This is a genomic window from Cupriavidus sp. USMAA2-4 (assembly GCF_001854305.1).
Classification (GTDB): domain Bacteria; phylum Pseudomonadota; class Gammaproteobacteria; order Burkholderiales; family Burkholderiaceae; genus Cupriavidus; species Cupriavidus malaysiensis.
In genome coordinates this window covers 1,187,409-1,201,552 of record NZ_CP017749.1, presented here as the reverse complement: position 1 = coordinate 1,201,552, position 14,144 = coordinate 1,187,409, and the positions used below count along the sequence as shown (strand labels likewise).

Sequence of the window (14,144 nt, the reverse complement as noted above, 5' to 3'; positions counted from 1 at the left end):
TCCCCAGTCCTGCTGTACTCCGCGCCGGACGCCCCCCGGGGCGCCGGCCTCCTTCCCGCACGCGCGATGCCGTCGCGCTCAACGTCGTCCGTAGTTGTCGTCGAAGCGCACGATGTCATCCTCCCCGAGGTAAGAGCCGGACTGCACCTCGATGATCTCCAGCGGCGTCCGGCCCGGGTTCTCGAGCCGGTGCAGCGTGCCGATCGGGATATAGGTCGACTGGTTCTCCGACAGGATGCTGACGGTGTCGCCGCAGGTCACGCGCGCGGTGCCGCGCACCACGACCCAGTGCTCGGCGCGGTGGTAATGCATCTGCAGCGACAGGCTCGCGCCCGGATCCACCACGATGCGCTTGACCTGGAAGCGCTCGCCCCGATCGATCGCGTCGAAGCAGCCCCACGGCCGGCGCACCTTGCGATGGTTGACCACTTCGCTGCCGTGCTCGGCGCGCAGCCGCTGCACCACGTTCTTGACGTCCTGCACACGCGACTTGGCGACCACCAGCACCGCGTCGGCGGTCTCCACCACCACCACGTCCTGCACGCCCACGCAGGCGATCAGGCGGCCCTCGGAATGGGCCAGGCAGGCGCTGGCGCCGTCGAAGACCACGCGCCCGCGCCCGACGTTGCCGGCCGCATCCTTGGCGGCGATGTCCCAGATCGCGGCCCATGAGCCCACGTCCGACCAGCCGGCCTCGAGCGGCACCAGCATCGCGTGCAGGTCATGCTGGCCGTGCAGCTTCTCCATCACCGCATAGTCGATCGAATCGGACGGGCAGGCGCTGAAGGCTTCGGCGCCGAGGCGCACGGTATCGCCCTGGCTCGCGCCGGCGCCGTAGGCGGCCTGGCAGCAGCGCAGGATCTCCGGCTGCAGTTCGCGCATCGCCTTGAGCCAGACCGAGGCCAGCACCACGAAGATGCCGCTGTTCCACCAGTAGCCGCCGGCCTCGACGTAGTGCTTGGCCAGCTCCAGGTGGGGCTTCTCGACGAAGCGCTCGAGGCGGTAGGCACCCATGCGTTCACGCCTGGCGGTGCGGATGTAGCCATAGCCGGTCTCGGCAGCGAGCGGGCGCACGCCCAGTGTGACGATGGCACCCCAGTCGGCATGCCGCACGGCCAGCGCGACGGCGCGGCGGAAGGCCTCGGTGTCGGCCACCGCGTGGTCGGCCGGGGCCGCCACCAGCACGGCATCGCCCCCTTCGCCACCCTCGGCGACGGCATGCAGCGCCGCCATGGTCAGCGCGGGCGCGGTATTGCGCCCGCAGGGCTCGGCCAGGATGCTGGCACCCGTGCCGGCATGCGCCAGCATCTGCGCGATCATGAAGCGGTGTTCTTCGCCGCACACCACGATGGCGCGCGACTCGGCGCCGGCCGCGCGCCCCGCCAGTTCCGCGATGCCCTGCAGGCGCCGCGCGGTGGCTTCCAGCAGCGTGTCCTCGGCCACCAGGTTGAGCAGTTGCTTGGGGTACTGCTCACGCGACAGCGGCCACAAGCGCGTGCCCGAGCCGCCGGCCAGGATCACCGGGCGCACCGGTGGCAGCCGGGCGGTCTCGGCCGCGCCTGCTTGCGCCTGGCCTGCGGCGTTGTCTCCGATCCTTGCCTTCATCATGCCTCCTCGGCCGTGCCCGGCAGCGCGCGATCACTCGCAGAATTGGGTACGCTTGCCGGCGGCGGCGCGAGGGAAGCAGTGGGCAGGAAGCGGGCGGGAGCGGCGGCAGGGCCGTCCGGCGCGGGCGCGGCGCGTTCGGCGGATGAAAGGCAGTGTAGAAAGTGGCGTCGCCGGAATCTGTTCGCTTCCGCACACGCTGCCGGCCGCCGCGCGCGGCCGGCAACGCCGGCATCCAGGCGTGCGCCAGTGTTCGACAGCGCACCGAAGGACGCCGCGCCGCGGGCTGCAATGGAGGCTGCCGCGCGCCCGCCCGGAGCGGGTGCAGGCGGAGCCGAACTGTGCGGAGGCGCGAGATGGAGCGGAACGCGGTGATCGAGCAAGGCGGGGGCGCCGGCTGCCTGGAGCCTGCGCGCGCGGAGAGTCCGCAGGACGCGCAGGCCACCGGCAGCCTGCACGGCGCCGACGCGGTCTGGCAGGAGACCAACTGCTACATGGACCTGTGGATCGAGCTGCTGCAGGGCTGGCGGCTGGAGCCGCGGGCGGCCCTGCCCTTCACCGTGACCCAGGACTTCGAAGGCGACCATTTCACCTTCTTCAAGTATCCGCCGATGGACCTGGAGCGGCTGTACGGCACCGTGGTGCAGGAGATGGCGGTCTATGACACGCTGGAGGCCCACGTCGCCGCACAGGTGGGCCGCGGGCATGTGGTGCTGGTGGAATTCGACAGCTTCTACCTGCCCGACACGCGCGCCACGTCCTACCGGAGCGCCCACGTCAAGACCACGGCGGCGGTCGACGCCATCGATACCGGCGCGCAATGGCTCGACTACTACCACAGCCTGGGCCACTACCGTGCCGAGGGCGACGACTACCAGGGGCTGCTGCGCCTGACGCCCGCGCTGAGCGGCAACGGCGACGTGCTCTTTCCCTATGCCGAATGCGTCAAGCGCGTGCGTCCGGCGCTGCGCGGCCAGGCGCTCGCCGACGGCGCGCTCGACCTGCTGCGGCTGCATCTGGCGCGACGGCCGGCGGACAATCCGCTGAGCCGCTGGCGCCAGGTCTTCGACGGCCAGGTGGCGTCCGTTCTCGAGCGCGGCGACGCTTACTTCCATCACTACGGCTTCAACCTGCCGCGCCAGCTCGGCGCCAACTTCGAGATGCTGCATCACTTCCTGGCATGGCTGGCGGCGCAGGGCCACGCCGTGCCCGCGCCGGTGGCCGAGGCCGCGCGCACCATCGCCGAGGAGTGCAAGGTGCTGCAGTTCCGCCTGGCGCGCGCCGTGGCGCGCCGCCGCCACGACGGCTGCCACGAATGCCTGGACGCGCTGGAGGGCGCCTACGCGCAGGTGATGGATGGCCTGGTGCGGCACTTCGGCACGCCTGCGCCGGACTGAGATGGCGGTACGCTCCGGGCGCTCCGGGCGCTTCAAGCGTTTCCCAGCGCCGGCAGCAGGCGGTCGTACTCGCGCTTGACCAGCTTGTAGCATTCACAGGCATGGCGCTCCAGGCCGCAACGGTCGAGCACGGTGATGTGGCCGCGGCTGTGGTGGATCAGGCCGAGGTCTTCGAGCTTGCCGGCGGCTTCCGTCACCCCCTCGCGGCGCACGCCCAGCATGTTGGCGATGACCTGCTGGGTGATGACGAGCTCATTGGAGTCCATGCGATCGAGCGCGAGCAGCAGCCAGCGGCACAGCTGCTTGTTCAGCGAGTGGTGCCGGTTGCAGGCCGCCGTCTGCGCGATCTGCGTCAGCACCGCCTGCACGTAAAGCAGGGTCACGCGCTGCAGCACGTGCAGGCGCTCCATCTCGCCGCGCAGCACGCGCGCCGGCAGGCGGTAGGCGAAACCGGGACTGCGCACCTCGACGCGGCACGGCATGGTGTCGCCCCCGGTCACCACCGGGATGCCGACCAGCCCCTCGTTGCCCACCGCGGCGAACTCGACGGTGGCACCGTCCTCCAGCAGCGACAGCAGCGACACCACACCGGTGGTCGGAAAGTAGACATGGACGATGCGCTGGCCGGCGCCGGTCAGCAACTCGCCGCCGCGCAGCCGCACCAGTTCCAGGTACGGAGCGAGCGCCTCCCATTCCGCGCGCGGAATCGCGCCGAGCAGGTGATTGACGTGCAGGTCAGAACGATGCGTGATCATGATGATGCCCCCTTGCCTGCAGGCGCCGCCGCATGTCCCGGGCAGCGCCGTGGCGGCCCTTGTTTCCGTTCCGGCACCGCCCGCTGCGGCGGCGCCGTTGACTGTATTAAGGGGCAAGCCAAGGGCCGGCGTTAGTAGGCATAAGGCCTATACCGCCTCCTCCATCGGTAGGTCTGAGGCCCGGCGCGACCCTGTGCGCGATGCGGCCCCGGGCGGGGTTGCGGGCGCCGCTTGCGGCGCTGGTCCATTGCGCCCGGGCAAGCGCACCCGGACGGCGGTGCCTCCATGTCGCACGGTTAGGCGCAAAACGCAGCCATAGCGCGGCGATGGCGGCCTTTGCAACGACGCGATGCGCCCGCATGGCATGGCAGGCATCGACCGGTTTCAGGGTTTCAGTGGACTAGGCATCGTAGCGGGCTGGGCGGCCTCCATCGTTGAGGGCACGCACCTCGCCCGAAGGCATGAGGCGCACCGCCGCGCCGGCCGGGCCATCATACAAAAGGCGGAGGCGGCGCGACTGTCCCGGGCCGAGGTGGAACCAATCCTGCTCGGCGCGCCAGGCGTGGTCCTCGACATGGACCCAGCGCGCGAAGCGGCGCGTGGCCACGGTCAGCCACCACTGCCCGTCTTCGCAGGCCAGTTCGGCGCGCAGCTCGGCCGGCAGCAGCGCATCGGCGCGCCGCTCCGGCAGGTAGACCGACTGGCTGAGCGGCGCAGCCGCCCCGGCCGCTCCGGCGGCCCCGGCATTCCCGTCCGGCGCCGGCTCGTACAGCGCCGCCAGCACGACGTCGTGCGCGGGCGGGCCGAAGCGGTAGGCATAGGTCATGTCGAAGAAGCGGTCGAGCAGCGCGGCGGCCTCCAGCCGGCACACCGCGCGCGGCGCCAGTTCCAGCTCGCGCCGCGCCTCGACGGCCACGGTCTCGCCCTGGCGCAGGCAACGCAGCTCCAGGCGCACCCGCCGCGCCCGTGGCCCTTCGTTGATCAGGTGTACATGCAGCCCGTTGAGCCCTTCATCGCTCAGCAGCACCTGCAAGGGCTGCCACACGTCGCGCAACGCATGCCAGGCCGACTTGGGGCGCACGCACGCATCGACGATGCCCCAGCCGGCGCCGGGCAGCAGGTCCTGCAGCTGCCAGACCAGGCCACCCGCGCAGGTGGAGCCGGCGCGGCGCCACTCGGCGAACACGCTGCTCATCAATTCCGCCACCACCGCGCGTGACAGCATCAGGTAGCGCTGCGGCCGCTCGTAGCGCAGCCGCGGCGGATCCACTTCGTACAGCTCGCGCAGATAGTAGTCGCGCACGTCCTCGAAGTCCCACGCCGCGCCGGCGTCACGCGGCACGCGCGCCTTCCAGCGCGGATCGTGCAGCGGCTGGGTCAGGCCGTGTTCGGCCAGGGTGCGCGCGCACGGCACGTTGGCGAAGGCCAGGCATTCCGAGGCGAAGCGCACATTGGCCAGGCGTGCGTCGGCCAGCGGCCGTTCATAGGCCCCCACGCCGTAGTAGTGGCTGACGCCGGTGTCGGGCTGGAAGGGCCAGGCGCCGCCGCTCGGCGAATTGGGTACGTAGACGGCGTCGGGACGGTGTTCCGACACCAGGCGCGGGATCAGCGCGTCGAACAGGGGCTGGCGCCAGTCGGCGCGCGCGGTCCCCAGCATCGCCGCCTGCTGCTCGGCCTCGCTGCCGCCGCACAGCACGGCGACGCTCGGATGCGCGCCAGTCGACACCAGCCATTGGCCGACTTCGCGCGCGGCCGCCTCCATGAATTCGGGCTCGTCGCCGTAGTCGAAATTGGCGAACATGAAGTCCTGCCACACCATCAGCCCGGCCTCGTCGCAATGGCGGTAGAAGGCTTCGCCGGGATAGCAGGTGACGCCGCTCACACGCACCATGTTCATGCCGGCCGCGCGCGCCAGCGCCAGCCAGGGCCCGACCGCCTCGGCCGTGTCGGCCAGGCCGGGCAGGTCGTGGCTGGACACGCAGGCCCCGCGGCAGAACACGCGTTCGCCGTTCACGCGCAGGGCGAAAGCGCCCTGCGCGGCGTCGCCGTCGAGCGCCACGGTGCGCAGGCCCACCTGCCCGCAGTCCAGCTCGCCACCCGGCAGCCGTGCCGTGACGCGGTACAGGTGGGGCTCGCCATGCGTGTGCGGCCACCACAGCCGAGGCCGCGCCAGCAGCAGTTCGCCGGCCAGGGTATGCGCGTCGAGGCGGTGCAGGGGACCATCGGCACCGCCGCTGCCGTCGGCGCCGCAGCGCACGGCGAAGTGGCCGGCCAGCGGCGCCGGGCCCGGAAAACGCAGCAGCAGGCGGACGCTGCCGTCGCCGCCGGCATCCAGCCTGGTGCGCAATTCGGCACGCACGCCGGACCAGGAACCGCAGGCGGCCGGGTCGAGCAGTTCGACGCCGCGCCAAGGCCCCACCGCGTGCACCGGCGGGCACCAGCCCGGCATATGGCCGAGGAGGGTGGTACGCACGGCGCGCAGCGACGGCGGCGTGATCATGCGCGGCTTCCAGCGCGCGCGGCCGCGTTGCGTGCGCAGCCAGGGATACAGCGCACGGAAGCACAGGTGCAGCGTATTGTCGCCGGCCAGATCCACCTCGGCCTGGTGGGCGATGAACATGTGCCGAGCGGTCAGCACGAGGCGGCCGTTGAGCCATACCTCGGCCAGCGTGGCCAGGCCGTTGAAGCGCAGCAGGCGCCGGCCGTGGCCGGCGAAGCGGATGCGGTACCAGTGATCGTGCTGGTGCAGCGGCGGCGGCGCGCCATCGTCCCAGCGCCCGGCCGCGCGCATGGCCGTGGCCACGGTGCCGGGCACCGGCGCCGGCAGCCAGACAGCCTGTGCATCGAGCGCCTCGGGCGAGGCCGCCGCGCCGGCGAGGGTCTGCAGCCAGCCCCACTCGCCGCGCAAGGTGGCGTCGGCCAGGGCGATGCCGGCGGGAACGTCCGGCGCGTCCTGGAGCGGGCCCGGTGCCGGGTCGCGTGCGCTCATCCGGCCCCCACGCCGAAATGCGCGGCCAGCGCCGGCACGCTGGCCTGGTAGGACAGCTCGAGCTGCTCCAGGCAATCGTGGCAGGGGTCGGGCTTGTGGCTGATGACGGCGCGCATCAGGCGGAACTGCATCACCATGGCCTCCGACGCCACCGTGTAGCAGGCCTCCGCCAGCCCGGCGGGCAGCGGCTGGCCCTGCCCGGCCAGCCAGCGCAGGTAGCATCCGAGCAGCTCGAAGTTGGCGCCCAGCTGGCGCAGCACACTCGCCGCATAGCTCTGGAAGTTCGGCTCGCCGTGTGCCATCAGCTGCTCCAGGTGGGCCGGGAAGGCGCGTCGGAACGTGGCGATGGGGTTCTGTTGCGGCCGGTGCGCCAGGTGCTGGCGCAGCAGGTCGAGCGAGACGCGCAGGATGGCAGCACCGTCCTGCGGCGCAAAGCGCCGCCGCACCACCTCGGCGTGCGGCTGGGCGGTCGCGTCGGGGTCGCGCAGGCCGCCGCGGCGGCGGAAGATGTTGGCATAGTCGGGACCGCTGGCGGTATGGTAGCCATCCGCGTGGTAGTAGCCGACCGCGGCCGCCTCGGGCACCAGCACGTCGACCGCGATGCTCGACAGGCCGTGCTGGCGCCGGTAGGCGCCCGGCTGCGGCAGGTGGTAGCTGTCGACTTCGAGCAGCACCACGTTGCCGCGGCAGGTCTGCGCGACCACATGGGACTCGAGATCACCGTAGACGGACAGCTCGTGCATGGTGATGCCGTACAGCCGCTCGAGGTCGCTGGCGGGGAAACTCGACAGCGTGAACTGGTCCCCTTCGAAATCCTGCGCTACCGTGAAGGGCAAGGCGGCAATGGGCTCCAGTTCCCAACCGTGCAACAGTTCGACCCACAGGTCGACGTGCCGGTTGGCGTGGGACCACACCGGGTTGCCGTCGTGCAGCGACGCGCCTGCGCCTGCCTTGCCTTTCGCGCCGCCGTACATCAGGCACTCCCGAGCGTGGCGCGCACGCCTGACGGCCAGCGCGCGGGGTCGAGGCCATGGTGGCGCAGCAGGGCCAGCACCAGCCGCTCGATGCCGAAGCCCACGCAGCCGGTGTGGGCCACGCCGCCATCGGCCTGGCGGATATCCCACAGCGCGCCGAAATGGTCCATGTGGTAATTGAAACTCATGCACGCCGTCGGCGGCGCGCCGTCGTTGACCGGGATCAGCAGCTCGAATTTCAGCTTCTGCTCGCGCTGGCTGTCGGCGACGATCTTGCCTCCGCGGCCGAAGAAGGGGTCGTTGGCGACGTCGACCTCGAGCGGCAGCTGCAGCGCGCGGGCCAGCTGCTGGCCGCGCTCCATCCAGAGCTGGCGGAAGGCCACGATGCGCTCGGGAGAACCGAGGCAGACGTACTCGCGCTGGCGGAACAGTTGCATGCGGGTCGGCTCGAGCGAGGGCTCGTGCCGGAAGCAGTAGGACAGCACGTCGACCACCTTGCCCGCCTCCGGCAGCGGGCCGCGCCGCGCCATCACCGGATAGATCGGATAGCAGGCCGCCGGGGTCAGCACCACGCCGCTGGGCTGCTGCTGGTCGGTCCAGTCCTCGCCGTCCTGCAGCCGCGCCAGCAGGCGGCGGTGGCCGCGCTCGTCGCCGCAGAAGCTGTGGATGGTGCCGGCGAGCTGCGGGAAGCTCTGCAGGTACTCGCTGGTCTCGAAATCGCGCTGGCCCATGGCCGGCGGAAAGCGCAGCACCTCCGCCAGCTGGTCGGCGCCGAGTGCGGTGATGGCCCCGTTGAGCCCGTCGCCGACCGCTTCGAAGACGGCGCTGCGCCCGTACAGGCCCTGCACGCCGGTCGGCACCAGCAGGCCTGCGCCGACCAGCGCGTCGAGGAAGGCGGGCGCGTACGCCGAGCCGCCGGCGGGGGCTTCGCCACGCGAGAGGTTGGCATCCATGTCGGCTCCTTCAGGGACGATCGGAACGGTCCGCCAGCAGCAGGCCGGCGGTATTGCTCAGGATGCGGTCGTTGTTGATCATCAACGGCGCCGACCACAGGTCGCGCAGGTGGCGCCCGAGGCTGAATGGCGTGCCGTGCTTGTAGCCTGCCATGCCGCACACCAGCATGGCCTGCTGCACCACCTGCAGCGCCATGGTCGACACCGCGGTCTTCAGGCCGTTCATCTCCGCGGCCAGCGCGAACGCACCCTGGGTGGACTGGCCGCTGCGCCGCTGGCGCTGGTGCGCCAGTGCCATCTCCAGGCGGCCTTCCATCATCTGCAGCAGGCTGACCGCCTCGGCCACGCGCGCGGCCGAGGGCGGCAGCGCGCCGGGACGCGCGCGCGCCTGGCCCTGGAAGAAGCCCTTGGCGCGCTGCAGCGCATCGCCGGCAATGCCGATCCACATCGCGCTCCACAGCATGTGCGAAACCGGCGTCATGGTCAGGTCGGCGATCTCGCCGAAGGGCACCGGCAGGATCTGTTCGACGTGTCCGGCCGCTTCCACGCGGAAGCCGTTGCTGCAGGTACCGCGCATGCCCAGCGTATCCCACGCGTTCAGGCTCTGCAGCGTGTAATCCGGCTTGAGCGCGCACACCAGCACCTGGTCCGAGGGGGCGGCGTCGGCGTGACGCCGCGCCGTGACCAGGATGCCGTCGGCATGGGCGCCGTAGGAGATCGTGGTGGCCATCTTGAGCAGGCGGAAGCGCTCGTTCTCGGCGTTGACCGCGCAGCCGCTGTTGCGCAGCGCGCCGCCGATCGCTTCCTCGGAAGTCGCCGAGGCCAGCAGCAGCTGCTCGCCCGCCAGCCGCGCCAGCAGCGCCTCGTGCCAGGGGCTGCCGGCGCCGTGCTCGAGGATGCAGGCCACCTGGATCTGGTGCATGGCGTAGATCATGCCGGTGGACGAACAGGCCGCGCCGAGGATGCGGCAGATGGCAGCAATCGTCTCCAGCGAAGCCCCGGGGCCGCCGAAGGCGGGCGGCACCATCGCGCCCAGCAGGCCATGCGTGCGCAGCACGGCAAAGGCATCGTGCGGGAAGGAGGCATCGCGATCGACCTGCTCGACGTGCCTGGCGGCTTCGGCCGCCGCGGCATGTGCCGCGCTGAGCAGGGCGGAGGCCGGCGCGGACTCGCCGCCGACCTGCGCCAGTTCGTCCTTGGCAATGGGTGCGTTCATGCTGCCTCCTGCTCTTGCTTGAGCTGCTCGACGGCCGCGGCCAGCGAATCGATGCTGCGGAACAGCTGCCGGGTCAGCATGCGGTCGGGGATCTCGATATCGAACGCGTTCTCGATGGCGAGCATGACGTGGACCGTGGCAAGCGAGGAGAGACCGGCCTCGTAGAGGTCCGACTTGTCCTCGAGGGAGTCGAGCGGCACGTCCAGTCGGGCCACTTCGCCTAGGATGCTGCGGATCGTTGCCTTCATTGCTGACCTCCTGGTGGAATCCCGTGTCTTATTGAACCTACCGGAGCCGCACCCATCGGTGTGCTGCCGCACCAAGGCGGCACGCCAGGGCCGGCCGCCGCTCAGAACACCTCCGAGCCCGTCCAGCCGTGCAGCGCGGTGCGCAGGATGATGAGCAGGTCCAGCCGGAACGACCAGTGCTGGATGTAGTAGATGTCGAACTCGATGCGCCGCCGCATCTTCTCCACCGTATCGGTCTGCCCGCGCAGGCCGTTGATCTGCGCCCAGCCGGTGATGCCGGGCTTGACGCGGTGGCGCAGCATGTAGCGGTCGATCAGCTCCTTGTACAGCTCGTTGTGCTCGATCGCATGGGGACGGGGACCGACCACCGACATGTCGCCGCGCAGCACGTTGAAGAACTGCGGCAGCTCGTCCAGGCTGGTCCGGCGCAGCATCCTGCCGATGCGCGTCACGCGCGCGTCGCCCGGCACCGCCTGCGTGACGCCGTGGTCGGCATGCAGGCGCATGGTGCGGAACTTGTAGACCTCGAAGGCGCGCCCGTCCATGCCCAGGCGCGTCTGGCAGAACAGCACCGGACCTGGCGACGTCAACTTGACCAGCAAGGCGATCAGCAGCAGCAGCGGCGACAGCCCGAGCAGTGCCGCGGCGGCGAAGACGCGGTCGAAGCCGCTCTTCAACGTGCCGGTGATGCCCGACACCGGCGGACTGTTCAGGTCGATGACCGGCAGCCCGAGGAACTCGCTGAAGCGATGGCCGAGCAGTTCGACCGACATGATGTCCGGCACCCAGCGGATGTCGACCAGGTCGTTGCGGAAATGCCGCACCACGTCGTAGAGGTCGCGGCAGGCCGCCATCGGCAGCGTCAGCCAGATCTCCCTGACGCCCTGGGCGCGCACGAAGGCGCATACGTCCTCCAGGGTATGCAAGGCTGCGACGCCGCCCGGCACCGGCCCCTGGCCCTCGTGGTAGATGCCGACCACGCGATAGCCGGTATCCCTGGCCAGCAGCACGCGCTGGAACAGCTCGTGGCCGAGCGGGCCATAGCCGATGATCACCACCCGCTTGGCGTTGATGCCGAGCTCGCGCACGCTGGCCAGCATGCGGAAGGCGATCACGCGCGTCAGCACCAGCACCCACGCCACGCTGGCGAACCAGCCGAGCGACCACAAGCGCGAGACCAGGCCGATCTGGTGCATCAGGAAGGCTGCCACCAGGCCTGCGACATAGACCAGGCTCCAGGCCGCGAGCACCCGCAGAGCGAGCACCGCCTGGCTGCGGCCGCGCCAGGAGTCATACAGGCCGAAGGCGGGAAACACCAGCAGCGTGCCGACGGCGCACAACAGCGTCAGGAAACCGTGTACCGGCGAGGCGCCGCGCAAGCCGTCAGGGAAGTACAGCGCGCCGAGCAGGATGCCGCACGTGGCCACCCAGACGCCGTCGCCGATGCGGTACAGGTAGTCCAAGGCCGTGCGGCGCTCCGCGGCAGGCGAGGTGATGGTCGCCATGATTCCATCTCCATCCCGACAGTCAGGTCCGATGGCGTCATGCTCCGGTCACGGTTGACCGGTGTCTGTGGGGCCGCGCACACAAGGCGCGCGCTCGGAAGGCGCGCGCCGGGCATGGCGAGCGCGGCGGCTTGGCGTCGGCTCAGGCGGGTGCCGCCGGCAGGGGCAGGACATCCGCCGCGAAGGCGCGCCACTCGCCGCGATGGAAGGGGCGGTCGCGGCCGGACAGGTAGACTGCGACGCTCTCCACCCAGCGGTGCGTCGCGCCGCCGAGGCCTGGCACCGGCAAGGTGTGCAATGCGGTGAAGGCCGCCAGTGCGGCGGCCAGCGGCACCACGCTGCGAGGCAGGGCGGCACGGCCGGGCCAGGCGAGGAAGACCAGACTGGCGCCGAGCCCCAGCGCCAGCCCGCCCAACACCTCGGACACGCTGTGCGCGTGCACGGCCAGGCGCGAGACGCCGATCAGCAGCGCCAGCGCAATGCCGAGCACGGTGCCGGCATGCGCCAGGCGCGGACTGGACGAAGGCGTACACAAGTAGAACAGGACCGGCAGGGTGGCAGCGGACATCACGCTGTGGCCGGAGAAGCCGGTGAAGTCGAGCGACTCGATCCCCACGCCCCAGCCCATGAAGGCCAGTTTCGACGCCAGCGTCAGGCCCGCGGCCAGGCCGATCGCCAGCAGCCAGCGCACGGCGCTGCCCGGTGCGCGGCGATAGCAGAGCCAGAGCGCGATCAGCAGCGCGCTCGGCAGCAGGTAGGTACTCTCGCCGAAGCGGGTGACAAGGTGCCAGAAGTGCATGAAGGCGAAAAGCAGGACGCGTGAAACGAAGGCAGCGGAGCGCGTGGTGGAAGCGTGGCGCGTATGGCAATCGAAGCGGGGCCCAACATAGCACGGGAAGCGGGCCGTGCTCCGTGCGCCGGCGCCCCCTTGTGCGGGGACGCGAACGCATGACCCAGCCAGAAGAATGAGAGGCGCCGTGCCGGCGGCGGGGCAGGCTCCTCCTGACATCCGCGCCTGAACCGCCATGCTGCTTCTGGTTGATACAGGCGCCGGCGGCGATTCGCTATGTTCGATGAAGCGGCGGGCGTGCAGTATGCCCGCCGCTTTCCAGAGCCCGCATGGTCCCCCGGTCGGCGGGCTTCTTTTTTGCCGGCGCGCCGAAGCGTGCGCAGCCGGGCGGCGCGCATCCGGCGCCGGGCAGAGGCGGACTCGCCGCAGCGGCCGCGCTGGGGACGGAAACAAAAGAAATGGGCCACGGCGTACCGGCTTGTCGCTGCCGGCTCCGCCGCGGCCACCGAGGTCCGGCGCAGCCTGGCACTGCCGCCGAAGTGCGCATGTGCGCATCGCCCTTGGCGATTGCGCTCCCGGATCGCTCCGGGTCCCCCGAACACGCGCTATCTATCGCCCCTCCAGATTCCTGCCGGTGACGTCCCGGATACCGCCTGAAGTCCAGGCTGCCGCACCCGCCGTCACCCGTCGTTGATGCTGCAATACGCGTGCAAAGCCAGCATCTGCGCACGGATCGAGTCGACCCGGAGCAAGGCTTCGCGCTCCCCCGCTTCGCGCGCTGCCAGGACGGCGGCCGACTCCGAAGCGAAGGACCTGCCGTGCAGTTCCCCGCGATACAGCAAGGGCTCATCACGCGCGGTGGCGAGCCGGACTTCGTAGCAACACGCCCATTTGCCGCGGCCCTCGCGCATGGCGAAGCCGCGCACCACGAGCACATCGAGACTGCCGTTCATGTGACCCCCTGCCACAACCCGGGCGCGCCTGCTTGTCGGGCGCTGCCTCATTGACAACCTGGAATACAGCATAGCCGCCGATGCTCCGGTCCGCCTCATCCGAGGGGTGGAGCGCCCCTCCCACAAACGGAGGAGATCGTGCCAGCGCAGGCATGCGGCGGCATGGTGCCGGCAGCGCCCGCGCCCCGCAGCGCACGGGGAAAGCACTGCCCGCCGGCCCGCACCAGATCGCTCGCCCGGCAGACGCGTTCGATCGGGGCCGGCCCGACGATGCAGCCGCCAGCGCCCAGTGCCAGCGCCAGGCGCATCAGCGCCACGTCCGGCGCCGGCAGCAGCACCAGCCAGCGCGCCGGTGCCACGCGGGCCTGCAGGGCGCGCAGCAGCACCGCCGGATCGGCGCGCGCATCACTGCAGTCCAGCAAGGCAAAGTCCACCTTGACCTCGGGATGCCTTGCCGCGGCGGCGCCCAGCAGCCATTCGGGCTCCTGCCGCGCGACCGGGGCGATCGGGGCGACCGGCCCGGCGGGCGCCACGGCGCGCAGCCGCCGCATCAGCGTCTGGCACAGCAGGCGATTGTGGGCGAGCAGCAGGATCGTCATTGACGTGTTCTCTCGACAGGGGCCGCACCAGGGGCCGCGCCTGGTGGACGGCACGGACGGCGGTGTCGCGCCCCGCCGGCGCAGCGGGGCGATCTGTCCGAAGACTAGCAAGCGGCAGCCGCCGACGCTTCGTGCGTTTGGCCGAGAGGACTCCGACAAA

Annotated in this window: 12 protein-coding genes; 1 reads left to right on the top strand and 11 read right to left on the bottom strand. The window is 71.0% G+C overall.

What is annotated here, in order from left to right; genetic code table 11:
* Nucleotides 1-78: 78 nt before the first annotated feature.
* Nucleotides 79-1,605 (bottom strand): mannose-1-phosphate guanylyltransferase/mannose-6-phosphate isomerase, encoded by a 1,527-nt coding sequence (locus BKK79_RS25390; protein WP_157128628.1) that lies wholly within the window; start codon nt 1,603-1,605, stop codon nt 79-81.
* 356 nt (nt 1,606-1,961) lie between these two features.
* Here BKK79_RS25390 and BKK79_RS25385 point away from each other — a divergent pair, with 356 nt between their 5' ends.
* Nucleotides 1,962-3,002: a DUF1839 family protein gene (locus tag BKK79_RS25385; RefSeq protein ID WP_071039176.1), complete on the top strand. Its 1,041-nt coding sequence runs from the start codon at nt 1,962-1,964 to the stop codon at nt 3,000-3,002.
* Nucleotides 3,003-3,034: 32 nt separating this feature from the next.
* Here BKK79_RS25385 and BKK79_RS25380 read toward each other — a convergent pair whose 3' ends face one another.
* The 10 genes from BKK79_RS25380 to BKK79_RS25335 form a co-directional block, all read right to left on the bottom strand.
* The gene (locus BKK79_RS25380) at nt 3,035-3,757 is read right to left on the bottom strand and encodes a Crp/Fnr family transcriptional regulator (protein ID WP_071039175.1); all 723 of its coding nucleotides are present in this window, start codon (nt 3,755-3,757) and stop codon (nt 3,035-3,037) included.
* A 400-nt stretch (nt 3,758-4,157) separates the two neighbouring features.
* On the bottom strand, nt 4,158-6,746 hold the full coding sequence (locus BKK79_RS25375; RefSeq protein ID WP_071039174.1) for a glycoside hydrolase family 2 protein: 2,589 nt from the start codon (nt 6,744-6,746) through the stop codon (nt 4,158-4,160).
* Nucleotides 6,743-7,720 (bottom strand): DUF1839 family protein, encoded by a 978-nt coding sequence (locus BKK79_RS25370; RefSeq protein ID WP_071017628.1) that lies wholly within the window; start codon nt 7,718-7,720, stop codon nt 6,743-6,745. Before BKK79_RS25370 ends, BKK79_RS25375 begins: the two co-directional genes overlap by 4 nt.
* Nucleotides 7,720-8,673, bottom strand: a complete 954-nt coding sequence (locus BKK79_RS25365) for an amino acid--[acyl-carrier-protein] ligase (protein WP_071039173.1) — start codon at nt 8,671-8,673, stop codon at nt 7,720-7,722. The genes BKK79_RS25370 and BKK79_RS25365 overlap by 1 nt, the downstream gene beginning before the upstream one ends.
* A 10-nt stretch (nt 8,674-8,683) precedes the next feature.
* Nucleotides 8,684-9,889 (bottom strand): acyl-CoA dehydrogenase family protein, encoded by a 1,206-nt coding sequence (locus BKK79_RS25360; RefSeq protein WP_071017632.1) that lies wholly within the window; start codon nt 9,887-9,889, stop codon nt 8,684-8,686.
* Nucleotides 9,886-10,137, bottom strand: a complete 252-nt coding sequence (locus tag BKK79_RS25355) for an acyl carrier protein (RefSeq protein WP_071017634.1) — start codon at nt 10,135-10,137, stop codon at nt 9,886-9,888. Before BKK79_RS25355 ends, BKK79_RS25360 begins: the two co-directional genes overlap by 4 nt.
* Nucleotides 10,138-10,238: 101 nt before the next feature.
* On the bottom strand, nt 10,239-11,642 hold the full coding sequence (locus BKK79_RS25350; protein WP_071039172.1) for an undecaprenyl-phosphate glucose phosphotransferase: 1,404 nt from the start codon (nt 11,640-11,642) through the stop codon (nt 10,239-10,241).
* Between the two features lie 142 nt (nt 11,643-11,784).
* Entirely contained in the window at nt 11,785-12,441 is a 657-nt protein-coding gene (locus tag BKK79_RS25345) for a phosphatase PAP2 family protein (protein ID WP_071017638.1), read from the bottom strand.
* Between the two features lie 671 nt (nt 12,442-13,112).
* Nucleotides 13,113-13,385, bottom strand: a complete 273-nt coding sequence (locus BKK79_RS25340; protein WP_071017640.1) for a hypothetical protein — start codon at nt 13,383-13,385, stop codon at nt 13,113-13,115.
* A 95-nt stretch (nt 13,386-13,480) separates the two neighbouring features.
* A complete protein-coding gene (locus BKK79_RS25335) occupies nt 13,481-13,984 on the bottom strand; it encodes a response regulator transcription factor (RefSeq protein WP_071039171.1) in 504 nt (167 codons plus the stop codon).
* Nucleotides 13,985-14,144 lie beyond the last annotated feature (160 nt).

Coding starts and splice junctions, on each gene's coding strand:
- BKK79_RS25345 (WP_071017638.1), bottom strand. CDS start 12,441: ATGCACTTCTGGCACCTTGTCACCCGCTTCGGCGAGAGTACCTACCTG.
- BKK79_RS25390 (WP_157128628.1), bottom strand. CDS start 1,605: ATGAAGGCAAGGATCGGAGACAACGCCGCAGGCCAGGCGCAAGCAGGC.
- BKK79_RS25370 (WP_071017628.1), bottom strand. CDS start 7,720: ATGTACGGCGGCGCGAAAGGCAAGGCAGGCGCAGGCGCGTCGCTGCAC.
- BKK79_RS25350 (WP_071039172.1), bottom strand. CDS start 11,642: ATGGCGACCATCACCTCGCCTGCCGCGGAGCGCCGCACGGCCTTGGAC.
- BKK79_RS25375 (WP_071039174.1), bottom strand. CDS start 6,746: ATGAGCGCACGCGACCCGGCACCGGGCCCGCTCCAGGACGCGCCGGAC.
- BKK79_RS25385 (WP_071039176.1), top strand. CDS start 1,962: ATGGAGCGGAACGCGGTGATCGAGCAAGGCGGGGGCGCCGGCTGCCTG.
- BKK79_RS25335 (WP_071039171.1), bottom strand. CDS start 13,984: ATGACGATCCTGCTGCTCGCCCACAATCGCCTGCTGTGCCAGACGCTG.
- BKK79_RS25380 (WP_071039175.1), bottom strand. CDS start 3,757: ATGATCACGCATCGTTCTGACCTGCACGTCAATCACCTGCTCGGCGCG.
- BKK79_RS25355 (WP_071017634.1), bottom strand. CDS start 10,137: ATGAAGGCAACGATCCGCAGCATCCTAGGCGAAGTGGCCCGACTGGAC.
- BKK79_RS25360 (WP_071017632.1), bottom strand. CDS start 9,889: ATGAACGCACCCATTGCCAAGGACGAACTGGCGCAGGTCGGCGGCGAG.
- BKK79_RS25340 (WP_071017640.1), bottom strand. CDS start 13,385: ATGAACGGCAGTCTCGATGTGCTCGTGGTGCGCGGCTTCGCCATGCGC.
- BKK79_RS25365 (WP_071039173.1), bottom strand. CDS start 8,673: ATGGATGCCAACCTCTCGCGTGGCGAAGCCCCCGCCGGCGGCTCGGCG.